The sequence below is a fragment of the Frankia sp. RB5 genome, from assembly GCF_059816245.1.
The window spans coordinates 186,030-209,209 of sequence record NZ_JCBATA010000001.1 but is presented as its reverse complement, the minus strand read 5'-3'; the positions used below and the strand labels follow the sequence as shown (position 1 = coordinate 209,209).

The following is a 23,180-nucleotide window of genomic DNA, read 5'->3' as shown; positions in this document are numbered from 1 at the left end:
CTGGGTGACGGCGCGGATCGGTGATCAGGGCAGGGCGGAACGGGGCACGGGCAGCTCCGGTGCCCGGCCCGGGACGGGCGCCGCCGTGGATCCGAGACGGCCCGGCCCGGCGGACCCGCCGGGATCGGCGGGCGCGGGGAGCTCGCCGGAGCCGATCTCGCGCAGCGACTGCACCCGCAGCACGGCGCGGGCCACCGTCGCGGCGGCGGCGTGGATCTGGTCGACGGTGGTGAAGCGGCCGACGCTGAACCGCAGGCTCTCCCGGGCCGCCGTCGCCGAGCGGCCCATCGCCAGCAGCACCGGCGACGGCTCGTCGCCCCCGCCGTGGCAGGCCGACCCGGCGGAGACCGCGACGTCGGGCAGGCAGGCCTGCACGGCGTCCGCCTCGGCACCGACGAAGCGCAGGTTCAGCGTGTTCGGCAGCCGCACCGGGCCGGGGCGGCCGGTGCCCTCCTCGGCGGGACCATTGACCTCGATCGCGCCGGCTCCGAGCCAGCCGATGAGCTGGTCGTAGAGCAGCTCGGTCAGCTGCCGCTGGCGGATGGCCTCGTCGGGCAGCACCGCGGCGGCGATGCGCGCCGCCGCGCCGAAGCCGACGATGGCGGGGGTGTTGAGCGTGCCGGCACGCAGCCCCCGCTCCTGCCCGCCGCCGTGCAGGAGCGGGACGAGCCGGGCCCGCGCCGCGCGCCCGGCGAGCAGCACCCCGGCGCCCTTCGGCCCGTAGACCTTGTGCGCGGAGGCGATCGCGAGGTCGATGCCCGTCTCGGTGACGGCGACCGGAATGCGACCGAGCGCCTGGGTGACGTCGCACAGGAACAGCGCCCCCGCCCCGTGCGCGAACGCGGCGACGGCCCGCGGGTCGGTGAGCGCCCCCGTCTCGTGGTTCGCCGCCATCACCGCCACCAGCGCGACCTCGCCGCCCGCCGGCGTCGGGCGCAGCAGGGACCGCAGGTGGGACAGGTCGACGGTGCCGCCGGGATGGACCCGGACGGTCTGCACGCTGCCCTCGTGCCGGTCGGCGGCGGCGTGCGCGGCGGCGAGCACCGCGGGATGTTCGGTGGCGCCGACGAGGATGCGCCGCCGGGTCGGCGCCGCGGTGGCGAGGACGCCGTGCGTCGCCAGGTTCGCCGCCTCGGTGGCGCCGCTGGTGAACACGACGTCGCGCCCGGCGGCGCCGGCGAGGGCGGCGACGTCGCGCCGGGCCGCCTCCACCAGCCGGGAGACGGCCTGCCCGGCCGGATGCCGGCTCGCCGGGTTGGCGTAGTGCTCGCGCAGCAGCGGCAGCATCGCGCTGAGGACCTCGGGGTCGACCGGGGTCGTCGCGTTGTTGTCGAGGTAGATCACGTGCTGCTCCGCGGGGCGCAGTCCGGGCAGCGCGGGTCCCGCCGGGTCCGCGGGGCGCGCATCTCGACGTCCCACAGGTCGACGTGGACGAGCCGGCCGGCGGCGGGTTCGGCGAACCGGCCGGCGACCTTGAGCGCCTCGGTCGCCGCCAGGCAGCCGAGCGTCCCGGCGACCGACCCGAGCACCGGGAAGCCCAGCGGCTCCCAGGACGGATCCCCCTCGGGGAACACGCAGCGCAGGCACGGCTCCCCCGGCCGGACCACGAGCAGGTATCCCTCGGTGGCGTTCATCGCGGCGACGACCAGCGGCACCCCGGTGCGCACGCACATCCGGTTGATCAGGTAACGCTCGGGGAAGTTGTGCCGGGCGTCGACGACGACGTCGGCCTGCGCGATCAGGTCGGGCACCGACGGGTCGGTCAGCGCCCGGTCGACGGGGACGACCTCGACCGCCGGGTGATGCGCGCGAAGTGTCTCGGCCGCGCACAGCACACGGGACTGGCCGACCCGCTCGGGGCGCATCAGCGTCTGCCGGTTGAGGTCGGGCTCCTCCAGCTCACCCGGGTGGATCAGGATGAGCCGCCCGACGCCGGCGGCGGCGAGATAGGTCGCCGTCGCCCCGCCGACCCCGCCGACCCCAGCCACGACGATCGTCGCCTGACTCAGCCGCCGCTGCACCGAGACCCCGAAGCCGGGGATGGTCAGCTGTCGGTCGTAGCGCCGGAAGACGTCGACGTCGGCGTCGTCATCGGGCGGGGCCGCCTGGACGGGCAGGCTCCGCGCGGGCGGGCCGGGGCAGATCGACCTCAGACGCGGGTGGGAGTGGGACCGGGCAGTGACCATCGCGCGCTCCGCGGAATCGGCAGGACAGGGGCGGAATCAGCAGGAAGTGAAGGGGCAGGTCAGGCGCCGGTCGGGCGGGGAAGGGCCGGTCAGGAGACCAGCGCCACCCGCCCGATCTCGGGCAGCGCCTCCTTGAGCCGGGTCTCGATCACCCCGGTCAGGGTCGCGTTCGCGCTGGAGCAGCCACCGCAGGCACCGGTCAGGCGCAGGTGCACCTCGGCGGAGCCCGGCTCGCCGCCGCCGGCGAGGACCGCGACGATCTCGGCGTCGCCGCCGTCGCCGCGCAGGAACGGCCGAATCTCGCCCAGCACGTCCTCGACCTGGGCACGCAGCTTCGCGTCGGCCTCGGTGCGCTGCGGGGAGTCGGAGGCGCCGAACGACGAGCCGCAGCCGCACGAGCTCTTCGCGTTCGGGTTGGTGAAGGTGAAGCCGGAGGAGGTCAGCGTCTCGGCGTAGTCGACGCGCATCCCACGCAGCAGGTCCACCATCGACGTGTGCACGAGGACGTCGAAGCCGTCCTGCGGGTAGACGATGTCGTCGGCGTCGGCGTCGGGGACGAGCGAGAGGTTGTAGGTGTAGCCGGAGCAGCCGCCCGGGTCGACGCCGATGCGCAGCGCGAACCCGGCCGTGCCCGGGGTGGAGCCGAGCAGGCGGCGGACCTGCGCGCGGGCCCGGTCGGTCAGCTCGATGGCGGTGGCGGTCGCGGTCATGATGTACCTGCCTTCGCGGGGGCGCGGTGCGCGCTGAGGCGGCCGCCGACCTCGGCCACCGCCTTGTCGATCAGGTCGTAGATCTCCACCGGTTCGATGCCGGCCGCCGTCAGCGCCTCGCGCGGGCCGCCGCCGATCTTGCTGCAGAGCACGGCGGAGCAGTCGGACAGCATCGCGATCGTTTGGTCGAGACGGGACTCGTCCTCGTCGCATTCGGACGGGCCCGTGCAGTACCGGTCGACGTCGCGGGTCTGCACCAGCCGGGCCCAGCCGGCGCCGCCCTCGTAGATGAGGAACTCGCCGGCGTGACCGAAGTGCTGGTTGACGACGCCGCTGCCCTTGGTGGCGACCGCGATGAGGACGACCTCATCCGGCCGGGCCGGCTCGGCGGCCGGGGTGCCGGTCGGGGAGTCGGCCGGGGAGTCGGCCGCGGTGCCCGCGGCGAGGCCGGCCCCGCCGAGGCCGGCCGCGGCGTCCCCGGAGGACGGGGTGGCGCCGGTGAGGGTGGTGCCGGCGGGGAGCAGGGCGCCGGTGGCGATGTTGAGGCTGCGGCGGGTGGCGGCGACCTCCGCGCGCCAGCGCTCGATCTCCTCGTGCGCCGCCTGCCGGCCGGCGAGGTCGTAGGTGATCTCCCGACCCTGGTAGGTCTCCGGGGTGAACTCGTCGCCGCGGTCCTCGCCGAGCAGGCCGACCGCGTCGGCGCGGCACTGCCGGCAGTGCCGCATCATGGTCATCTCGGCGCCGTCGTGCTGCTCGCACCGGTCCTGCAGGGCCTTGAGCTCCTGCGGGGTCGGGCCGCGCTGGCCGGTCAGCCCGAAGTGGGTGCCGTGCTCGGGCGCCGAGACCAGCGGCATCACGTTGTGCAGGAAGGCGCCGAGCTCCTTGACGGTCCGGGAGACCTCGACGAGGTGGTCGTCGTTGACGCCCGGGATCATCACCGAGTTGACCTTGCAGAGGATCCCGCGCTCGGTGAGCGCCGCGAGCCCGGCGAGCTGCTGCTCGGCCAGGATCGTCGACGCCTCCCGGCCGGTGTACCGCCTGCCCTTCCAGGCCACCCACGGGTAGATCCGCTCGCCGACCTCCGGGTCGGTCATGTTGATCGTGATCGTGACGTGGTCGACGTTGAGCTCGGCGATCCGGTCGACGAACTCCGGCAGCCGCAGCCCGTTCGTGGACAGGCACAGCTTGATGTCCGGGCAGTCCCGGGCCACCAGCTCCATCGTGCGGAATGTCGGCTTCGGGTTGGCCAGCGGGTCGCCGGGGCCGGCGATGCCAAGCACGCTCATCTGCTTGATCTCGCTGGCGACCAGCTTGACCTTGGCCAGCGCGTCCTCGGGCGTGAGCAGCGAGCTGGTGACACCCGGGCGGCTCTCGTTGGCGCAGTCGAACTTCCGGTTGCAGTAGTTGCACTGGATGTTGCAACCGGGAGCGACCGCGACGTGCATGCGCGCGTAGTACTGGTGGGCCTCGGCGCTGTAACACGGATGGTTGGCGATCTTCTCCGCGAGCTCGGCGTTCCGCGCGGGCGCGCTGGTGCCGCAGCTCGTGGTGCTGGCGCAACCGCCGGGACGGTCGGCGACGGCGAGTGGCTTGCCCGTCATCACGCCCCGCCCTTCGATGCCGCAGCCTCGGCGGCCACAGCCGTGGTGTCCTCCTTCGCCGCGTCCCCCGCCGCGCCGGAACCCTTGCCGGAGCCGCAGTTCGACGACCCGTGCTTGCAGCCGCCCCCGCCGTGGCCCTTGCCACCGCCGTGCCCCTCGCCGTGGCCGCCACCGTGACCATGGCCCTGGCCAGGCCCGTCGGCGCTGACCGCGGCGATCGGCACCGCCACCGGCTGGTCGCCCGGCGCCGGGGTCGCGGCCTCGCCCTTCGCCGGGGTCGCCGCCTTCGCCGCGGCCTCGGCGGGCGCGCTCGCGGTGGCGGGGATCGGTTCGTCCCGGGCCTCGATCGCGTCCGCGTCGATCACGGGCACCGCGAGCTCGCGCTCCAGCGCGCCGACGACCCGCCCGTTGCGGAACGCGACCGCGTAGACGATGTGTTCCTGCAGGTAGAGGCCGACGTTGATGACCTCGCCGATGGTGCCGGCCTCGACCAGCACCTCGCCGACGGCGAACGCCGGGTCCGGGTACGTCCCGTCGTTGCGCAGATCCTTGACGGTGGCGACGACATCCCCGACGTCGTAGGTGTTGCTGCTCATCGGGCATCCTCCGGCTGCTCGGACGGTGCCGGCGACGGGTCCTCGCCCGGTCGCCGGACGGTGATCTCGGATGACGGCACGAAGGCCGACTCGGGTGCGCGGTCCTTGAGGACCTTGAAGACGCGGTGGTCCAGCGCGGTGGCGGTGAGGAAGGCCTCGTACGAGCGGACGAGCGCCGCACGGTAGTCGCGCAGCAGCTCCTCGGGATCGGTGCGCTCGCCGTCCCCGGCGTCGTGCAGCTTCACCAGCTCGCCGGAGAACACCCGCAGGATGTGCAGCCGGTTGACGGCGACGACGCGGGGGTCGAAGTCGACATCGAGCAGCGCGAAGTACTCCTCCGCGGTGGAGCAGCGGTGGAAGCCCGCGAGCCGGGCGGCGGCGGTGCCGGTCGCGCTCATGCCGACGCCTCCCTGTCGGCCCGGGACGGTGCGTCGGCCAGCGTCTGCAGCAGGGCGATCTCGGCGTAGGCGTCGTAGGTTCGGCGCGCGAGGTCGGGGATGTTCTCCCAGCCCAGCGGCAGGTCCTCGGCCAGGTCGTGCAGGTCGAGCTTGAGCTGCGACGCCTTCATGCCCAGCTTGCGCAGCCGCTTGCGGGCCTCCTCCGGGTCGAGGTTCGCGACCTCGACGGACGCGGCGTCGGCGGACGCGGGGCCGGCGGTGGTCGGGGTGTCAGGAGTCATCGCGGGCCACCTCGGGGAACCGCTCGGCGATCTTCGCCGCGTTGATCACCAGCGACTCGCCGCGGGCGGCGAGCTTGTCCAGCGAGTCGAAGCCGAAGCGCTGCACGTCGCGCAGGGCGTCGTCGAGGACGACGAGCCGGCCGGCGAAGACGATCGCCCGGCCGAAGCCCTCGTGGTTGATGTCGAGGACGGTCGTGCTGAACGCGCCGGTCGCCTTCTCGATGGCGCCCGCCACCGCCTGGTAGAAGCACCGCAGCCGGGCCTCGGTGGCGGGCTCCAGGTCGCAGGACGCCGGGATCTTCCGGCGCTCCTCCTTCGTGACCACGAACGGGGCGAGCAGCCGCTCGTCAGAGAACCGGCCGAGCTGGCCGTAGGCGTCGTCGGCGCGGACCTGGTCGAGCAGGTCCCGCAGGAATCCGGTCATCTCGGTCATGCGGCGTCTCCCTTGAGCACCGCGGCGACGCTGCGGGTCCAGTTCTGGGTGGTCGGCTGCGGGTCGCGGGCGCGCAGCACCTTGCGCAGCCAGGGCGGCGGCGTGCCGGCGAGGGTCGCGACGTACCGGTCGAGCAGGTCGGCGACGCTCGTCCCCTTGGCCACCTTCACCGGGTGGATCCGGGCCTTGACGACCCGCGCGGCGGCCGTGCCGCCGATGTCGCTGATGTTGAGGATCACGCAGTCCGCGACGGCGGACAGCCGTGACTCGATCTTGCTTTCCTCATCGTTGGCGGCCTCGTCCAACAGCCGGCTCTCCAGCAGGCGGGATCCCTCGGGGCCGACGTCGTACACGTCGAACCGGCGGCACCAGCCGAAATGCTGGTCCACTGCGGTCCCGTCGCTCGTCGCGAAAGCGATCTTCAACACGGTGACTCCTGGAACAGGTTGTCGAGTTCATCGGGGTCGGCCGTGGCGCGCGGCTGGCGGGGGATGTCCGTCGAGGACTGCCCTGCGTCGGACGCGGGTCCGGTCGACGCGGTATCCACTGGGGCCCGCGCGTCCACCTGGCCCGGGTGCGCGTGCTCGGCGCGCTGGTCGTCCGGAGTCCGATGGTGCGTGTGGCCGTGGTCGAGGACGCGGTTCGCCGCGTCGATGAGCAGGCGCAGGCTTCCGCCGTAGCCCGCGGTGCCGGTCAGGGTCGCCCCCAGCCGGTCGAAGATCGGGAAGCCGAGCGGCAGGAACGCCGCGCCGAGCTGGTGCGCGATCTCGCGCAGGTGGCTGGAGCCGACGACCAGGTCGGCACCGGCGGCCCGGGCCCGCGCGGCGAACTCGGCCAGGTCGCCGACGACCACCTCGTCGAAGGGTGCGTCGGCGAGCGCCGGCGCGGGGGTCGGCGACATCGCGGTCACGATCTCGGCGCCGGCGTCGTGCAGCAGCGAGCCGGCGGCGAGCAGGGTGTCCGGCTCGGCGGCGATCGCCACCCGCACCCCGCCGAGGACGAAGTGCGCGTCGAGCAGGCCGTCGGCGAGCCGCGCCCGCGCCCGGCGCACCGCGCGCGGCGCGGTCCGGCCGCTGATCGCCATCAGCTCGCCGACCAGCGCGTCCGTCTCGGTGAGGCCGGCGAGGTGCCGGTGGCGCAGCAGCGGCGCCCCGGTCCGCGCGGCGAGCAGCTCGCCGGCGGCGGACGCGGTCGCGCCGGCGATCAGGACGGCGGACGCGTCGCGCAGGCGGCGCAGGTCGGCGACGGTCGTCCCCCCGGTGGTCGTCGGCTGCCAGGCCGGGGCGAGATGCCCGTCGACGGAGCTGGACAGGTCGGGGACCAGCACCGGGGTGAGCCCGAAGGCGCGGACCAGCTCGGCCAGCTCGTCGAGGTCGGCGGCGGTCAGGCCGGGACCGGCGAGGACGGCGACGAGATCAGGGTCACCGTCCTCGCCGGTGGTCTGCGGGGGCGTGGGCAGCGCGGACGCCGCGAGCAGGGCGGTGTGACCCTCCACCGCCTCGCGTCGCGCCACGGGCGTCCGGCCCCGCGCGCCGACCGGTGACACCAGGCCCGCCGCGCCACCGGGCGGCGCCGGGACGACCGCCCGGACCAGCGCTTCCAGGGCCGCGCTCCAGCCGTCGGACAGGCCACCGAGGAATTCCGGGGTCGACACCCCGATGATCAGCGGCCCCAGGTCGTGACCGGTGTCCGCGCCGTGTCCGGCGTCCGCGCCGTGTCCGGCGTCCGCGTCGGCCCAGGCGTCGAGGTAGGCGCGCAGCTGGCCGCCGACGTCCTCACCCGACACCTCGGTGACGCCCGTGGTGAGCAGTCCGATGACTTCCGGGCGCTGCTTCTTGCGGATGGCGTCGAGGGTGGCGACCAGCGACTCGCCGCTGCCGACGACCGCGGTCACCTCGGTGATGCCGGTGGTCTGCAGCGGGATCGGCTCGTTGAAGTGCCGGGTCAGCAGGGCCTTCGCGAACGACGCGCAGCCCTTCGAGCCGTGCATGATCGGCATCGAGCGGGCGAGGCCGAGGAAGACCAGCGCCGCGCCGAGGGGCTGGGAGAACTTGAGCGGGTCGATCGTCGCGCCGCGCTCCACCACGGTGATCCGGGCCATCACGCCGCCTCCGCCGCGTGGCCGTCGCGAGCGCCGGCGTCGGCCGCGTCCCAGGGGGCTGGGCGGCGGACCTGCTCCCAGACGGGGCTCGCGATCGCCATGTCGAGCTGGCGGGCGAACTCGACCATCCCGGTGTAGCCCGCGTAGGGGATGTGCCGTTCCTGGTTGATGTCGAGGAAGGGCAGCCGGCCCTTGAGCGCGGTGTACTGGTTGCGCCCGCCGGCGACCAGGATGTCCGCCCCGGTGTCCTCGGCGACCCGCAGCAACTCCCGCGGACTGCTGTCCTTGATCATCTTGCTGTCACCGAGCAGCTCGCGGATCCGGTCCACGTCACCGTCGGAGCTCTTGGTGATGCCGCTGCCGACCACCTCGATGCCGAGTTCCTGCAGCGCCGAGACGATCGACCAGCTCTTCACCCCGCCCGTGTAGAGGACCGCCTTGCGTCCCGCCAGGCGGGCGCGGTACGGCGCGATCGCCGCCTCGGTGGCGGCCTCCTCGGCGGCGATGAGCTCCTCGGTGCGCCGGGTGAGGTCGTCGTCGTCGAGCAGGCGGGCGAAGCCACGCAGGCTGTCGGCCATCGCGCGGGTGCCGTAGAAGCTGCCCTCGAACCAGGGGATGCCGTAGCGCTCCTCGAGGCCGCGGGCGAGGCCGAGCAGGGCCCGGGAGCAGACGACCATCGTCGCGCGGGCCCGGTGGGCGGCGGCCACGTCGCGGTAGCGGGCGTCGCCGCTGATGCAGGCGCGCACCCGCAGGCCGAGTCGGCGCAGCACCGGCAGCACGTCCCACAGCTCGCCGGCGATGTTGTACTCGCCGATGAGGTTCACGTCGAGCGGTCCGGCGTCGTCCGGTTCGACGGTGCCGATCACATGGTCCAGCAGCGCCTGGCCGGCGATCTTGTTGCCGAGGTTCTTGTTGCCAACGAAGCCCGGGGCCTCGACCGGGATGACCGGCACGCCGGTCTGGGCGGACGCGGAGGCGCAGACCGCGTCCAGGTCGTCGCCGATCATGGCGGTCACGCAGGTGGAGTAGACGAAGACCGCGGGGGGCGCATACCGCTCGACGATCTCGCAGACCGTGTCGAACAGTCGCTGCTCGCCGCCGAGGACGACGTCGTTCTCGGACATGTCGGTGGTGAAGCCGTGTCGGTAGAGGGTCGGGCCGGAGGACAGGCTGCCGCGGCCGTCCCAGGAGTTGCCGGCGCAGGCGATCGGGCCGTGCACGACGTGGGCGCTGTCGGCGATCGGGACCAGGGTGATCATGGCGCCGTCGAAGGTGCAGCCGCCGGCGGTGCCACCGGGCTGGGGTTTGGGGCAGCCCGCCTTGCGCTGCTTCTCGCTCTTGGCGTTGTTGGTGTCGCAGGCCGTCTCGCTGAACAGGGCGGCGCGTTCCGGAGCGGACATAGGCCATCCTCGGGAGGGGGCGGTCCTCGGGTGAGGCTGGATGAATACGCATAAATAGGACAGTGAGCCGCAGGCGGAGGGCGGCAGGGAGAGGGTCGGTCGACCCGGGAGGGAGTCGACCGACCCGCTCGGGGGGCGGGGAGTCAGCACGGGCGACCTGGGGTGGGAGCCGCCACAGGTGGCCTGGGTGGGAGCCGCCACAGGTGGCGCCGGCTGCCTCGACCCGCGGGAGTGGCCGGCCGACCGCAGGGAGCGCGGTGGGCGCGGCCGGCCGGCCACGTCAGTGTCCAGTTCGTCCCGCCTGGCCCGACTCGACGGCGCTGTCGAGTCGGGCCGTCGGCGGCCTCGTCGGGCGACGGGGCGCCGGGGGCGGCGGAGCCGGAGGCGCCTCGGGCGCTACAGCGGGCGACGGGTCAGCGGACCGCGTCGAAGCTGTGGTCCGGGGCGTTGCGGTCCATCTCGTCGAGGATCGTGTTGACGAGCTGGCTGAGCAGCTGCAGGCCGCCGGTGTACCCGACGATCGGGAAGCGGTGCAGGTGATGCCGGTCGAAGATCGGGAAGCCGACCCGGACCAGCGGCACGTTCGCCTCACGGGAGATGTACTTGAGCTGCATGCTGCCGATGAGCAGGTCGACCGGCTCGGTGAAGACCAGCGACCGCAGGTGCCAGAGGTCCTTCTCCGGCCAGACGGTCGCCTCCTGGCCGAACGGGCTGGCCGAGAGCACCTTCTCCATCCGGGCCTTGAAGCTGGAGTCGGAGTTCGTGCTCACCACGTGCACCGGGATCATGCCGAGCTCAAGCACGAAGCGGGTCAGCGCGACGACGAGGTCCGGGTCGCCGGCGATGCCCACCCGCTTGCCGTGCAGGTAGGCGTGCGAGTCGGTGATCGCGTCGACGAGCCGGCCGCGCTCGGCGGTGAGCTCCGCGGGGATCTCCACGTCGGCGATCCGGGCGACCTCGGTGAGGAAGACGTCGGTGCCGCGGACCCCGAGCGGGGTCTCCAGCACGACCGTGTCCTGCTTCCAGGTGTCCCGGATGAGCTCGGACGTCTTGCGGGTCGCCGTCTCCTGCAGCGAGACGGTCGCGCGGCTGAACTTCGCGAGCGCGCCCTCGAGCAGCGTGGTGCCGCCCGGGTAGAGGTCGTACTCACCGTCGGCCGGGGAGTCCAGCGAGCTGGAGTGGTCGCCCAGGATGATCGGGTCGACGCCCATCAGCTCGAGGATGCGGCGGTACTCGCGATGGTTGCCGACGTAGGTGTCGAAGCCGGGGATCACGTTCAGCCGGACCCGGTCCGACTTCTCGATCTTCGACGCGTCCGCGTCCGGCGACTTCGCCAGCATCTCGAGGATGCCCTTGAGCATCGCGTCGTAGCCGGTGATGTGCGAGCCGACGAACGACGGGGTGTGGGCGTACGAGACCGGGAAGTCCTGGGTGATCGCCTCCTGCTCGCGCGCCGCGCCGATGTAGGCGAACAGGTCCTCACCGATGACCTCGGCCATGCAGGTGGTGCTGACCGCGATGTGCTTCGGCTTGTACAGCGCGGTGATGTTCTCCATCGCCTCGACGAGGTTGTTGATGCCACCGAACACGGCGGCGTCCTCGGTCATCGAGGTGGAGGCGGCGGGCACCGGCTCCTTGAAGTGCCGGGCGAAGTGGCTGCGGAAGTAGGCCACGCAGCCCTGCGAGCCATGCACCAGCGGCATGGTGCCCTCGAACCCGAGGGCGGCGAGCACCGCGCCGAGCGGCTGGCAGGCCTTGGCCGGGTTGACGGTCAGGGCCTCGCGGGCGAAGTTCTTCTCCCGGTACTCCCAGCCGCGGGTCCACTCGAGGACCCGCTCGACCTCTTCCTTCGGGGCCGCGTTCTCGAACTCGCGCTTGCCCTCGAACTGCTTCTGGTAGACCTCGTCACGAAAGATGTCGTTGTGGTCGAGGACACGCAGTGGGACCGCGTTCGTGTGCTCCGGGGTCGTCGTCACCGGACGTCCTCCTCTCCCCTGCGGGGCCCGCCCCAGCGGGGGCTCGATGCCTGCCGGCAGCAGCCGCCGCGCGCAGCGGCCGCGGCTGCTGCCGGCAGTGCTGGAAAAACTGCTATGCCGTCTGGACGGCAGGCCTGGCTGGACGGCTGCCTAGCCGGGCGGATTCCGCCTGGTCGGTCGCCGGCCGGACCAGCTGGTCAGGCCACCTGGCCGGACTTCGACCAGGGAGCCTCCAGGAGGTCCCAGGCCGGGCTGTTGATCGCGATGTCCATGTCGCGGGCGAACACAGCGAAGCCGTCCACGCCGTGGTACGGGCCGGAGTAGTCCCAGGAGTGCATCTGGCGGAAGGGGATGCCCATCTTGTGGAAGACGTACTTCTCCTTGACGCCCGCGCCCATCAGGTCCGGCTTGAGGAACCTGGCGAACTCCTCCAGCTCGAACGCCGTCGGGTCGTCGTAGAGGACGGTGCCTTCCTTGAGCATGGCGTAGGTCCGGGTGTAGTCGTCCTTGTGGGCGAACTCGTAGCCGGTCCCGACGACCTCCATGCCGAGGTCCTCGTAGGCGCCGATCGTGTGCCGCGGGCGCAGGCCGCCGACGGCGAGCATGACCCGCTTGCCCTCCAGCCGCGGACGGAAGGCCTTGGTGATCTCGTCGAAGCGCACCTGGTAGCGGGCGATCGCCGCCTCGGTCTTCGCCTTGATCTCGTCGTCGAAGAACTCGGCGATCTTACGCATGGAGGAGATGATCTTCGAGGGACCGAAGAAGTTGAACTCGGTCCAGGGAGTGCCGAAGCGCTCCTCCATCGTCGTGCAGATGTAGTTCATGGACCGGTAGCAGTGGATCAGGTTCAGCTTCGACAGATGCGTCGAGGCCATCTCGTTGATCGTGCCGTCTCCGGACCACTGGGCGATGACCCGCAGGCCCATCTCCTCGAGGATCCGCCGGGACGCCCAGGCGTCCCCGCCGATGTTGTAGTCACCGATGAGCGCGACGTCGTAGGGCGTCTGCTCGAACGTGTCGCCGCCGGTGCCGAGCACGTGGTCGCGGACCGCGTCGTTCGCGATGTGGTGGCCCAGCGACTGGCTGACGCCGCGGAAGCCCTCGCAGCGAACCGGGATGACCGGGATGCCGAGCTTCTTCGCGGACTTCTTGGAGACGGCCTCGATGTCGTCGCCGATCAGACCGATCGGGCACTCGGACTGCACCGAGATGCCCTTGGCCAGTGGGAACATCTCGACGATCTCGTCGCAGACCTGCTCCAGCTTGGGGTCACCGCCGAAGACGATGTCCTTCTCCTGGAAGTCGGTGGTGACCTGCATCGCCGTGAAGTTGTTCACGCCCAGGTGGCCGTGCGCGTAGTTGCGCCGGGTGGCCCAGGAGTACTGGCCGCAGCCGACCGGGCCGTGGCTGATGGTGACCAGGTCCTTCACCGGGCCCCACACCACGCCCTTGGAGCCGGCGTAGGCGCACCCGCGGATCGTCATGACCCCGGGGCGGGACTTGATGTTGGACTTGACCTCGCACTCCTTCGACCCCTCGGGGTCGTTGGCCTTGATGTGCTTGGCCCGGAACTTCGCGGCCTTCTTGGGGTACTGACCCAGGACCTCGGCGATCATCGCCTCGGTCTCGGCCCGGGACGGGGCCGGCGTCGTCGTCATGATCGGGACCTCATCCTCGACGGTGTCGGAGCAGGGAGCGTCGGGTGCGCGTCGGTGTCTGGCTGGGGTCAGGCGACGGCGGCGGCCTTGCCGATGATGCTCTCGTCCTCCTGCTGCATGATCCCGAACTCGATGAGAAGCTCCTCGAGCTCGTCCATGGTGATCGGCGTCGGGATCGTCTTCATGTCGTTGTCGACGATCTTCCGGGCCAGCTCGCGGTACTGGTCGGCCTGCGAGTTCTTGGGGTCGTACTCGATGACCGTCATCCGGCGCAGCTCGGCGTGCTGCACGACGTTGTTGCGCGGGATGAAGTGGATCATCTGGGTGTTGAGGCGGCGGGCGAGCTCCATGATCAGCTCGTCCTCGCGGTCGGTGTTACGGCTGTTGCAGATGAGCCCGCCGAGCCGGACACCACCGGAGTGCGCGTACTTGAGGACTCCGCGGGCGATGTTGTTCGCCGCGTACATCGCCATCATCTCGCCGGAGGTGACGATGTAGATCTCCTGCGCCTTGCCCTGGCGGATCGGCATCGCGAAGCCACCGCAGACGACGTCGCCAAGGACGTCGTAGGTCACGAAGTCGAGGTCCTCGTAGGCGCCGGCCTCCTCCAGGTAGTTGATGGAGGTGATGACGCCACGGCCGGCGCAGCCCACGCCCGGCTCCGGGCCACCGGACTCCACGCACTTGATGCCCCACTGGCCCTCGACCAGGACCTCGTCGAGCTCCAGGTCCTCGACCGACCCCTTCTCGGCCGCCAGCTGGATGACGGAGGTCTGCGCCTTCGAGTGCAGGATCAGGCGGGTCGAGTCGGCCTTCGGGTCACAGCCGACGATCATGACCTTCTTGCCCATCTCGGCCATGGCCGCCATGGTGTTCTGCTGGGTGGTGGACTTGCCGATACCACCCTTGCCGTAGAAGGCGATCTGGCGCATGTGGTGCTCCTCCTTGGTACGGTCTGCCGCGGCTCGCGGATCACCGGGCGTGACCAGGCCGGTCGGGCCGGTCACACGGTTCGGGTCTGCGGGATGCCGGGCGTGCCGCCGGTCGGGTTGGACCGGGACGTCGGCACTACCGTTGCTGGGTCGTGCTGAACCCTGCTGGATGTGCGGGGCCTTGCTGGTCGTGCTGAACCCGTCGGCGCGGATGCGGTCGGTCAGACCGGTTCCTCGCGCGTCGGGGTCCCCGCTCGGGGGGCCGGCATCTCGACCCGCCCGAGAAGTTCCTGGAAGTCACGGCTGTCGAGGCCGCGCTTGTGCCGGGTGGCGGCGAGCCGAACCTGTTCCACCAGCGGTTCGAGCTCGCTCTCCTCGGCGGTGATGCCGCACTGCTCGAGCGCGTGGCGTAGGGACGCCCGCCCACTGTGCTTGCCGACGGTGAGCCGCCGCCGACCGCCGACCTCGGCGGGGTCGAACGGCTCGTAGGTCGCCGGATGACGCAGGATGCCGTGCACGTGGATGCCCGACTCGTGCGCGAACACCGACTCGCCGACCACCGCCTTGCCCGCCGGCAGCGGGCGGCCAGCCGCCCGCGAGACCAGCTGGGCCAGCGTGCGGAACGAGGTGGTGTCGAGGTCGATCGGCAGCTTCAGCAGGTGCCGAAGCGCCATCGCGACCTCCTCGATCGGAGCGTTCCCGGCGCGTTCACCGAGGCCGAGCACGGTGGTGCTGACCCAGGTGAACCCCGCCTGGACGGCGGCGATGGTGTTGGCCGTCGCCAGGCCGAAATCGTCGTGGGCGTGGATCTCCCACGGCCCCGGGACCGCCCTGACCAGTCGCCCCAGCCGGTCGTACGCGCTCACCGGGTCGAGCAGGCCGACGGTGTCGGCCCAGCGCAACCGGGTGACGCCCAGCTCCCGCAGTTCGCCCGCCAGGTCCGTGACAAACGCGTCGTCGGCGCGGGAGGCGTCCTCGAAACCGACGCTCACCCGCATCCCCCGGTCGGTCGCGTCCACGACGCAGTCGCGGACGCGCCGCCGCGCCCAGGCCCGGTCCCGCTCCAACTTGCTCTTCAGGTGCAAGTCGGAGACGGGGATGGTCAGGTGCGCGGTGACAAGGCCGCAGCTGGCCGCGGCCTCGACATCGCGGTGATCGGCCCGGCACCAGCCCACGATCTCGGCCTTCGGGTCGGTCGCGAGGATCTCCCGCAGCACGTCCCGTTCGGTGACACCCATGGCCGGGATGCCGGCCTCGATCTGGTGTACGCCGATGGCGTCCAGAGCGCCGGCGATGGCGAGTTTCTCGGCCGCGGTGAACGCGACACCAGGCGCCTGCTCGCCGTCGCGGAGCGTGGTGTCGCAGAATCTGACCACCGCGTCCGGCTGTGTCGCCGTGGCAGATGAGCTGGGAAAACGGGTCTCGCGCACTGTCATCACCAGCCGTCGCTCCGGAACTGAAGGACATGGGCCGCGCCGCGAACTGCGGTTCACCGTTTGTTCGGCGGCGACATGAATCAGACTAGGAGCCGATTATTTCGAGTCGGCAAGCGCCGGTAACTTCGCGGTTAACAGGTATTCTGGCGAGATGTTCGGAAGCTTTCCCGGCGAGTTGTCCGTGAAGATATTCCGCAGGATAAATCCAAGGATGAATTTTTCTTCGGGGTCCCGCTACCGAGCCGGCGTGGCGCCGTCATGGAGTCGCTGTGGAGTCGCCGTGGAGTCGCCTCCGCGCCGCCACGGAGCCGCCTGACATGGGCCCGGTCACACTGCTGGGGTGGGCCCACCTGGCAGGTCGGGGGCCCACGGGGTCGCGAACCTGACCGAGGGTGCCAGTGGCCGCGGAGCGAATAACGCCATCCGCCGGGCGGCATCCGCCCGTGCGGATGCCGGGGTATCCGATCGAGTGAACCAGGACCATCAATCCGTGACACAGAGACTACGGAATGGTGTTTTCGACCCTTCTCCACTCCCTCTCCACCCCTTCTTCGACGCTGGCGGCGGGCGGTGCGGAGTACGCACTAATCGGCACGGCCAGATGGCGTCACCATCGTCCTGTGCAGCGAGGGTTAACGGTTTCGAAACCCTTGCGGGCGTTCTTGCCTTGGACCTCACGAGGCCTGTCGGATATCTTATGGATAACAAAAGAATGGCAGTAGATAACGGCAGGGTACGCACCCTGGTCCGGACAGGACCGCGCCAGGTGGTGCTTTCCCTGCCGGGCGAGCGGAAGGAGCTGGACGTGTCCGTACACACAGACGCGAGGTGCGTCGGTTGCCTGCTGGGACGGTAGAGATGTCGGAGGCCCAGATGATCGGTATGCCAACCGATGCCCCGGGCAACTGGGAGGACCTGCGGGCGGCAGTGGTGGGGAACAACGGAGTCTTCAGGACCACCATGGGCTTGCTGCGGGAGATCGGTGGCTACGGCCGGCTCGGCACGAACGTACGGCAGATCCTCAGCCGCAACCTCGCCGGTATCGGCCTGGGGCACCTGCCGATGGAACTGCCCGCCTACCAGGACAAGGAGATCCTGCTCTTCCAGTACGGCACGCCGGCCGCCGAGATCGTCGAGGCGGTCCGCGAGGGCGCCTCGGACGGCGCCGAGTCGGCCCTGATCCGCCTGAACTCGTCGCAGGACATCGCCAAGGTCCGCGACGCCTCTCTCAAGGCCGTCGAGCTCCTGTCCATCCTCAATGACCGCTGCCGGGACTGCGCCCGCGACCTGCCCTGACCGCCGCCGGGTGGTCGGCCCCGCCCGGCGACACTCGCCGGTCGCCGGACGGGGCCGACCCGCCCACCCGCCCCACCGCCGCGTGAACGCGCGCCGGCTTCCCGTCCGATCGCGGGCGGGAGGCCGGTCGTGCTCACTCGAGACCGCACTGCCCCCGCGGTCTTCCCCTTGTTCCCGGGCTCCGCGACTCCGCCGTGGCCCCGCGGGCGGAACCCGGGACGAAGTGACACCTCCATGATCATCTCTGCGGCCGGCCGTTCCCCGCGAACCGTCTGTCAAGACGACTTCCCACAAGCGGGAAGCGTGCACGAGTGACAGCGGCTCCGTGGGCCACGCGGGTCCGCCCTGCTCCGCGGATCCGCGTCCTCGCGTCCTCGCGTCCTCGCGTCCTCGCGTCCTCGCGTCCTCGCGTCCTCGCGTCCTCGCGTCAAGTGTTGGCGGCCAAGCGGTGCCGCAGCCTGCGTCTCAGGCCTGGCGGGCCGTTTCGGTGACGCCCTTGAGCTGCCCGGCGTCGGGGACGGTGGCGTTCGCGGTCCGCATGCTGCGGGGCAGCTCGATCGCGGCGACCGCGGCAGCTGCCGAGCAGGCCGCCGCCACCAGGTAGGCGACCTGGAACCGACCGGCACCGGGAGCGCCACCGGCCGCCGTGACAGCGCTGGCGGACAGGACCGCGGTCACCAGACCCACCCCGAGCGCGGTCGACACGTGCCTGTTCATCGTCAGCGCGGCGGCCGCCCTGGAGATCTCGTCGGCACCGATGTTGCCGAACATCGACGCCTGCAGGCCCACCATTGCCATCCCGTTCACCAGCCCGGCGACCAGCATCGCCGCGCAGAACGCCCAGAGCGGGGTGTCGCCGTCGAACCTGCTCAGCACCACGAGGTCGACGGCCAGCAGCGACTGGCCCACGACAACCAGGACCCGCGGCCCCAGCACGTCGAAGGCCCGTCCGACGGTCTGCGAGGAGATCACCACGCCCACCGGGACCACCGCGAGGACCAGGCCGGCGATGAGCGGGGACCGTCCCGCGGCCTGTTGCAGCATGAGGGGCGTGATGTAGAGCATGCCGCCGAGAAACGCCATCGTCTGGAAGGCCGTGGCCAGGTTCGAGTAGCGGAACAGCGAGTCCCGGAACAGCCCCAGATCGATCAGCGGTTCCCGGGCCCGCAACTCGATCGCGACGAACAGCCTGACCGCAACGATGGTGACCACTGCAACACTTAGGGTGATCGGATGCGTCCAGCCAAGCTCCGGTCCCTCGCCCAGGACGTACAGCGCACCGCTGAGTCCCACCGCTGCCGTCGCGAAGTTGCCCGCCCCCAGTCGCACCCGCTGGCGCTGCTCGGCGGCGGCGGGGGCCAGCAGCACCATCGCCGCGGTGACCAGGCCGATGGGAGCGTTGAGGAAGAAGGCCAGCCGCCAGCTCAGGTGGTCCACCAGCAGGCCGCCGAGCGGCGGGGCCAGCGCGGGGCCGAGCGCGATCGGCATCAGCAGCAGCCGGGTCATCCGGGCCCGCTCGCTCTGTGGGTAGGCGCGGTAGAGCATCGCCGTGCCGACCGGGCCGATCAGGCCGCCGGCCGCGCCCTGCAGGCCGCGGACGGCGATGAGTTCGGGCAGGCTGCGGGCCATGCCGCAGGCGGCGCTCGCGAGCACGAACAGACCCAGCGCGGTGACGAACACCCGTCGCTCACCGAAGCGTCCGGTCAACCACGCGGCCGCCGGCATCGTGATGGCCAGCGCCAGGATGTAGCCGATCACCGTCCACTTGACCGACGCGAGCGGCGCGTCGAAGTCGCGGCCCAGCGTCGGCAGCATGACGTTCACGATGTGGGTGTCGAGCGCGGCCATGAACAGGCTCGTCACGTAGGCGGTCGCCGCCGCGGCGCGCGGGGTGACGCGGGGGCGCGGCCGAGCCGGGTCGCAGAAGTTGGTCATCCGAGCCGATCCCGGGTGCTGTGCGAACCTTGCGGCAACGCGGAACCAATCGGTCTCGACCCCATGCGCCTATTCAGCCGAGTCAGATTCGTGACGGTCAAGGAACGCGTTTCACTCAGCGGACCAGACAGCTTGCCGGGCTCTCGACGAACGTGATTCAAAACAGGAATCGCGTGTTTCGCAGGGTCGGCGCGGCCCCTGCGGACAACAATTCCCGCCGCAGCCCGGACGGGATCCGCCGAGCCCGGAGGTGCCCGCATGCCCACCGCTGACCCGACTCCCCGGGAGCTGCTCCCGCCGGACGGCCTCGCGCACGTGATCGACTCGCCCGAGGGGCCGATCTACTACCTCGACGTCGGCTCCGGCGAGCCGTTGCTCCTGGTGTCCGCCTGGGGCCCGCAGCCGGGATCGACCGCCTGGCTGCTCTACCGGGACGTGCTCGCCGTCCTGGCGAAGTCCCGGCGCTGCATCGTCGTCGAGCTGACCAACTACGGGCACACCGGGCCGGTCACCTTCCACGAGCCGGCCCATGACGTCTGCGTCCGCGCGGTGGTGCGGGTGCTGGACCACCTCGGCATCGAGCGGATCACCGCGGTCGGCACCTCGCAGGGCGCGACCACCTGTCTGGACCTGGCGCTCCAGCACACCGGGCGGGTGGAGCGCCTCGTCATCGGCGCGTGTCACGCCTCGACCGGCGGAGACCCGTACCTGCTGGCGCCGTTCCCCGGCGAGGTGATGCGGCTGCAGCTGGAGAGCCAGGCCGACCCGGGCAGCCGCGACAAGCTGGAACGCCTGCTGCGCGGGCTCTGGTACGACGAGTCGCTGGTCACGGCTGAGCTGGTGGACGAGTTGATGGCCTTCCGCGCGCAGCGGATGGACCACTGGCAGGCGACGCAGGACTCGGTCAGCGTCCCGCACAGCAACGTGGTGGACCTGCCGAGGGTCACCGTGCCGACGCTGGTGATCCACGGCCGCTTCGACCGCATGGTGCCCTTCGAGCAGGCCCTGATGATCATGAGTTACCTGCCCAGCGCGGACGTGGTGGTGCTCAACGAGTGCGGCCACTGGCCGCCGATGGAGCGGCCGGACGCGTTCGCGTCGCTGGTCCTCGACTTCCTCGCCCGCACCTCACCGGCGGCCTGACACCGGGGCCGCGGGGTGTGACAAATGCCGCCCCCGGCCCCGGGAACGCGACTGCGGCACCCGAACGCTGCGCGGTCCCATCAGTGCACTGCTGATCCGGCCTGTGACGTCCGGGTAAGCGGACCGTGCTCCGCGGCGCAGGCCGTCGAATTCCCGAAACAATGGTTATTCAGAAGTAACAGACCGCGGACCGGTGAGCGGACCGCCGTCCATTCACCGATCCTTGGGATCCGCCTAGCATCAGTCCACACACCCGCAAATGATGATGCCGAAACTCCGCGGGCGATCAAGGAGTGTTATGACCACCATCGCGAGTGAGACCGCTGCGGTGTATGCCCTCGGCGCTCCCGAGGGGAAACTCGTGCCCGCCGGCGAGGACGCCCTGTGGGTCGCCGAGCTGGGGTCCGGCAAGCCCACCGTCTTCCTGCACGGCGGCGGCCCGGGATGCACGTCCTGGACGGACTTCGCACCCGTCGCCCCGCTGTTCGCCGCCGACCGGCGCGTGCTGCTGGTCGACATGCTCAACTACGGCTTCTCCAGTGTCGCGAGGATCGACGGTCCCCGCTGGACGGCGCACGCGCGGCGCATCGCCGCCACGCTTACGACCCTGGGCGTCACCGAGGCCGACTTCGTCTGCAACTCGATCGGCGGGTCGGCGGCGATCGCGCTCGCGGCCGACTATCCGCACCTGGTCCGCAAGATGGTGATCACGGGCAGTGAGCCCGTGCACCGCGGGCGCGGCGCCAAGACCCCGGAGCTGGGTTTCGAAGGCATGACCGCGTGGGCCAACTACTACGGCGGCGACGGCCCGTCCCCCGAGAAGATCGTTCCGATCATGGAACGGCTGGAGTACTGGGATCCGGCGAACGTCGCGCCCGACCGCGTGGAGCTGCGCTACCTCTACAGCCTGTCGGACGGGCAGCGGATGCTCGCCTCCGCCGAGGCCTGGGGCGAGCCCGAGGACCTCGCGGACAAGCTCGCCACGGTGCGGGCCCGGATCCTGTTCTTCTTCGGCAAGCAGGACATCTTCGTCCAGAACACCTACCCGGTCCTGCTCTCCGACATCGCTCCCTACGGCGACGTCTACCTCATGGACGAGGCGGCGCACCACATGGAGGAGGAGCGGCCCGCGGACTTCGCGGCGGTCGTCAAGGCCTTCCTCGACTCACCCGTCACCAACGCCTGAGCGTCACCACGCACCGGAAGGGAGCGCCGCATGTCCATCGAGATCGATGACCTGGCCGACAAGGTCCAGTGGGAGAAGGGCCTCATCAGCCCGGAGATCTTCATCGACGAGAAGGTCTACCGGGAGGAGCTGGGGCGCCTGTTCGGGCGGGCGTGGCTCTTCCTCGCGCACGACAGCATGATTCCGAAGCCGGGCGACTTCTTCAACACCTACATGGGTGGCGACCCGGTGATCGTCGCGCGGCAGAAGGACGGCTCGGTCCGGGCCTACCTGAACGCCTGCCGGCACCGCGGCATGAAGGTCTGCCGGGCCGAGGACGGCAACGCCAGGAACTTCATGTGCACCTATCACGGCTGGGCGTACGACATCTCCGGGGAGCTGATCAACGTCCCCAACCTCGCCGACGCCTACCACAACGATCTGGACCGCAAGAAGTGGGGCCTGGTCCAGGTCGCACAGATCGACAACTACAAGGGTCTGTGGTTCGCCACGTTCGACCCGACCGCGCCGCCGCTGCACGAGTACCTCGGCGACATGACCTTCTACATCGACTCCTGGGTCGACCACGTGCCCGGCGGTATCGAGATCCTGCCCGGCGTCATCAAGTGGACGATCCGCGGCAACTGGAAGATCGCGGCCGAGCAGTTCGCCGGTGACGGTTACCATGCGCAGGTCACGCACTCCTCCTCGCTCGGCAAGATCGGCGAGGGCATGTGGGGGAAGATGCCGGAGGGTGCCCAGTTCTCCTCCCGGCACGGCCACGGCCATTCGATGGTCTTCGGCCGGGTGACCCGTTTCGACGACGACCCGCTGTCGGTCTACAACGCTGAGCGCAATCCGGTCGTCGAGGAACGGCTGGGCTCGTCCCGCACGAACATGCTGGGCAACTTCACCGTGTTCCCGAACATGTCGGGCCTGCCCGCCTCGGCGAACCTGCGAGTGTGGCATCCGAAGGGCCCGAACACCTTCGAGATCTGGTCCTTCACGGTCGTCGACAAGGACGCCCCGGAGCAGGTGAAGAAGGCCCAGCAGCTGTCCGCCACCCTCACCGAGGGTGCCGCCGGCATCGTCGAGCTCGACGACGGCGAGAACTGGAACCTGATGGGCCAGATCCTCGAGCAGGGCTACCAGACCCGGCGCATGGACTGGAACTACCAGATGGGCCTGGGCCACGAGACCGAGGACCACGAGACCTATCCCGGCCGGATCAACGGGACCTACTACGGCGAGGGTCCGCAGCGCACCTTCTACCGGCGCTGGCTGGAGTTCATGACCAGCGAGAAGTGGCCGCGCGTCGATGCCGTGCGCGAGTCCGGTGACGAGAGCTGAGCGGAGGGGCGACATGACCACACAGGTCGAGGCGGAGCTGACGGCGTTCACCGCGGCGACGCAGGAGCTGCAGTTCCGGATCGAGCAGTTCTACTACTACGAGGCCGAACTGCTGGACGAGTGGAAGTACCACGCCTGGTACGACCTGTTCAGCACGGACAGCCACTACCGGTTGCCGGTGCGACGCAACCGGCTGCGGCGGCAGCGGTTCGCCGACGAGGCCGCCGCGCGCGGCATCGAGATGGCGCACTTCGACGCCGACATGAAGACCCTCAAGCTGTACGTGAATCAGCGCGAGTCCGGCTCCAACTGGGCGGAGGACCCGCCCTCGCGGACCCGGCACCTGATCACCAACGTGCGGATCAGGTCGAGCGCGGACGAGGCCGGCAGCTACGACGTGCGCTCGAACTTCCTCGTCTACCGCAACCGGCTGGAGGCGGAGGTCGACCTCTGGGCCGGCGAGCGTTACGACCGCCTGCGCCCGACCGACGACGGATCCTTCCAGATCGCCGATCGGGTGGTCCTGCTCGACCAGAACGTCGTCCTCTCCAAGAACCTCAGCGTCTTCTTCTGACTTCTGATG

21 protein-coding genes are annotated in these 23,180 nt (G+C 70.9%); 5 read left to right on the top strand and 16 right to left on the bottom strand.

Annotated features, from left to right (window positions below; genetic code table 11):
• Nucleotides 1-24 precede the first annotated feature (24 nt).
• The 15 genes from AC6EXY_RS00895 to nifV all read right to left on the bottom strand — a co-directional run bounded on the left by AC6EXY_RS00895 (nucleotide 25) and on the right by nifV (nucleotide 15,711).
• Nucleotides 25-1,344: a cysteine desulfurase family protein gene (locus AC6EXY_RS00895; RefSeq protein ID WP_101834330.1), complete on the bottom strand. Its 1,320-nt coding sequence runs from the start codon at nucleotides 1,342-1,344 to the stop codon at nucleotides 25-27.
• Nucleotides 1,341-2,186 carry a HesA/MoeB/ThiF family protein gene (locus tag AC6EXY_RS00890; RefSeq protein WP_101834303.1) on the bottom strand — a complete coding sequence of 282 codons (846 nt, stop codon included), beginning with the start codon at nucleotides 2,184-2,186 and terminating at the stop codon, nucleotides 1,341-1,343. The genes AC6EXY_RS00895 and AC6EXY_RS00890 overlap by 4 nt, the downstream gene beginning before the upstream one ends.
• A gap of 89 nt (nucleotides 2,187-2,275) precedes the next feature.
• The gene (locus AC6EXY_RS00885) at nucleotides 2,276-2,896 is read right to left on the bottom strand and encodes an iron-sulfur cluster assembly accessory protein (protein WP_101834302.1); all 621 of its coding nucleotides are present in this window, start codon (nucleotides 2,894-2,896) and stop codon (nucleotides 2,276-2,278) included.
• Nucleotides 2,893-4,497 carry a nitrogenase cofactor biosynthesis protein NifB gene (nifB, locus tag AC6EXY_RS00880; protein WP_499816808.1) on the bottom strand — a complete coding sequence of 535 codons (1,605 nt, stop codon included), beginning with the start codon at nucleotides 4,495-4,497 and terminating at the stop codon, nucleotides 2,893-2,895. Before nifB ends, AC6EXY_RS00885 begins: the two co-directional genes overlap by 4 nt.
• On the bottom strand, nucleotides 4,497-5,093 hold the full coding sequence (locus AC6EXY_RS00875; RefSeq protein ID WP_243407971.1) for a nitrogen fixation protein NifZ: 597 nt from the start codon (nucleotides 5,091-5,093) through the stop codon (nucleotides 4,497-4,499). The genes nifB and AC6EXY_RS00875 overlap by 1 nt, the downstream gene beginning before the upstream one ends.
• Nucleotides 5,090-5,491 (bottom strand): nitrogenase-stabilizing/protective protein NifW, encoded by a 402-nt coding sequence (nifW, locus tag AC6EXY_RS00870; RefSeq protein WP_101834298.1) that lies wholly within the window; start codon nucleotides 5,489-5,491, stop codon nucleotides 5,090-5,092. The genes AC6EXY_RS00875 and nifW overlap by 4 nt, the downstream gene beginning before the upstream one ends.
• Nucleotides 5,488-5,772: a CCE_0567 family metalloprotein gene (locus tag AC6EXY_RS00865; RefSeq protein ID WP_499816807.1), complete on the bottom strand. Its 285-nt coding sequence runs from the start codon at nucleotides 5,770-5,772 to the stop codon at nucleotides 5,488-5,490. The genes nifW and AC6EXY_RS00865 overlap by 4 nt, the downstream gene beginning before the upstream one ends.
• Nucleotides 5,762-6,205: a NifX-associated nitrogen fixation protein gene (locus tag AC6EXY_RS00860; protein WP_101834294.1), complete on the bottom strand. Its 444-nt coding sequence runs from the start codon at nucleotides 6,203-6,205 to the stop codon at nucleotides 5,762-5,764. Before AC6EXY_RS00860 ends, AC6EXY_RS00865 begins: the two co-directional genes overlap by 11 nt.
• Complete coding sequence (nifX, locus tag AC6EXY_RS00855; protein WP_101834292.1) at nucleotides 6,202-6,633, bottom strand: nitrogen fixation protein NifX; 432 nt, start codon at nucleotides 6,631-6,633, stop codon at nucleotides 6,202-6,204. The genes AC6EXY_RS00860 and nifX overlap by 4 nt, the downstream gene beginning before the upstream one ends.
• A complete protein-coding gene (locus tag AC6EXY_RS00850; RefSeq protein ID WP_101834290.1) occupies nucleotides 6,627-8,306 on the bottom strand; it encodes a nitrogenase component 1 in 1,680 nt (559 codons plus the stop codon). The genes nifX and AC6EXY_RS00850 overlap by 7 nt, the downstream gene beginning before the upstream one ends.
• Nucleotides 8,306-9,706 (bottom strand): nitrogenase iron-molybdenum cofactor biosynthesis protein NifE, encoded by a 1,401-nt coding sequence (gene nifE / locus AC6EXY_RS00845; RefSeq protein ID WP_101834288.1) that lies wholly within the window; start codon nucleotides 9,704-9,706, stop codon nucleotides 8,306-8,308. Before nifE ends, AC6EXY_RS00850 begins: the two co-directional genes overlap by 1 nt.
• Nucleotides 9,707-10,119: 413 nt before the next feature.
• On the bottom strand, nucleotides 10,120-11,682 hold the full coding sequence (gene nifK / locus AC6EXY_RS00840) for a nitrogenase molybdenum-iron protein subunit beta (protein ID WP_101832445.1): 1,563 nt from the start codon (nucleotides 11,680-11,682) through the stop codon (nucleotides 10,120-10,122).
• 197 nt (nucleotides 11,683-11,879) lie between these two features.
• Nucleotides 11,880-13,340, bottom strand: a complete 1,461-nt coding sequence (gene nifD, locus AC6EXY_RS00835) for a nitrogenase molybdenum-iron protein alpha chain (RefSeq protein ID WP_101832444.1) — start codon at nucleotides 13,338-13,340, stop codon at nucleotides 11,880-11,882.
• Between the two features lie 68 nt (nucleotides 13,341-13,408).
• Nucleotides 13,409-14,272 carry a nitrogenase iron protein gene (gene nifH, locus AC6EXY_RS00830; RefSeq protein ID WP_101832446.1) on the bottom strand — a complete coding sequence of 288 codons (864 nt, stop codon included), beginning with the start codon at nucleotides 14,270-14,272 and terminating at the stop codon, nucleotides 13,409-13,411.
• Nucleotides 14,273-14,493: 221 nt separating this feature from the next.
• Nucleotides 14,494-15,711 (bottom strand): homocitrate synthase, encoded by a 1,218-nt coding sequence (gene nifV / locus AC6EXY_RS00825; protein ID WP_101832443.1) that lies wholly within the window; start codon nucleotides 15,709-15,711, stop codon nucleotides 14,494-14,496.
• 870 nt (nucleotides 15,712-16,581) lie between these two features.
• Between nifV and AC6EXY_RS00820 the strand changes: the two genes are divergently transcribed.
• Entirely contained in the window at nucleotides 16,582-17,004 is a 423-nt protein-coding gene (locus AC6EXY_RS00820; RefSeq protein WP_499816805.1) for a hypothetical protein, read from the top strand.
• A gap of 465 nt (nucleotides 17,005-17,469) precedes the next feature.
• On the opposite strand, the gene AC6EXY_RS00815 is transcribed toward AC6EXY_RS00820, so the two are convergent.
• Nucleotides 17,470-18,939 carry a DHA2 family efflux MFS transporter permease subunit gene (locus tag AC6EXY_RS00815; RefSeq protein ID WP_499816804.1) on the bottom strand — a complete coding sequence of 490 codons (1,470 nt, stop codon included), beginning with the start codon at nucleotides 18,937-18,939 and terminating at the stop codon, nucleotides 17,470-17,472.
• 258 nt (nucleotides 18,940-19,197) lie between these two features.
• On the opposite strand from AC6EXY_RS00815, the gene AC6EXY_RS00810 reads away from it, so the two are divergent.
• The 4 genes from AC6EXY_RS00810 (at nucleotide 19,198) to AC6EXY_RS00795 (ending at nucleotide 23,171) form a co-directional block, all read left to right on the top strand.
• Nucleotides 19,198-20,082 carry an alpha/beta fold hydrolase gene (locus AC6EXY_RS00810; protein ID WP_101829983.1) on the top strand — a complete coding sequence of 295 codons (885 nt, stop codon included), beginning with the start codon at nucleotides 19,198-19,200 and terminating at the stop codon, nucleotides 20,080-20,082.
• 298 nt (nucleotides 20,083-20,380) lie between these two features.
• The gene (locus tag AC6EXY_RS00805) at nucleotides 20,381-21,268 is read left to right on the top strand and encodes an alpha/beta fold hydrolase (RefSeq protein ID WP_499816803.1); all 888 of its coding nucleotides are present in this window, start codon (nucleotides 20,381-20,383) and stop codon (nucleotides 21,266-21,268) included.
• 30 nt (nucleotides 21,269-21,298) lie between these two features.
• A complete protein-coding gene (locus tag AC6EXY_RS00800) occupies nucleotides 21,299-22,597 on the top strand; it encodes an aromatic ring-hydroxylating dioxygenase subunit alpha (protein WP_101829981.1) in 1,299 nt (432 codons plus the stop codon).
• Nucleotides 22,598-22,610: 13 nt separating this feature from the next.
• A complete protein-coding gene (locus AC6EXY_RS00795) occupies nucleotides 22,611-23,171 on the top strand; it encodes an aromatic-ring-hydroxylating dioxygenase subunit beta (protein WP_101829980.1) in 561 nt (186 codons plus the stop codon).
• Nucleotides 23,172-23,180 lie beyond the last annotated feature (9 nt).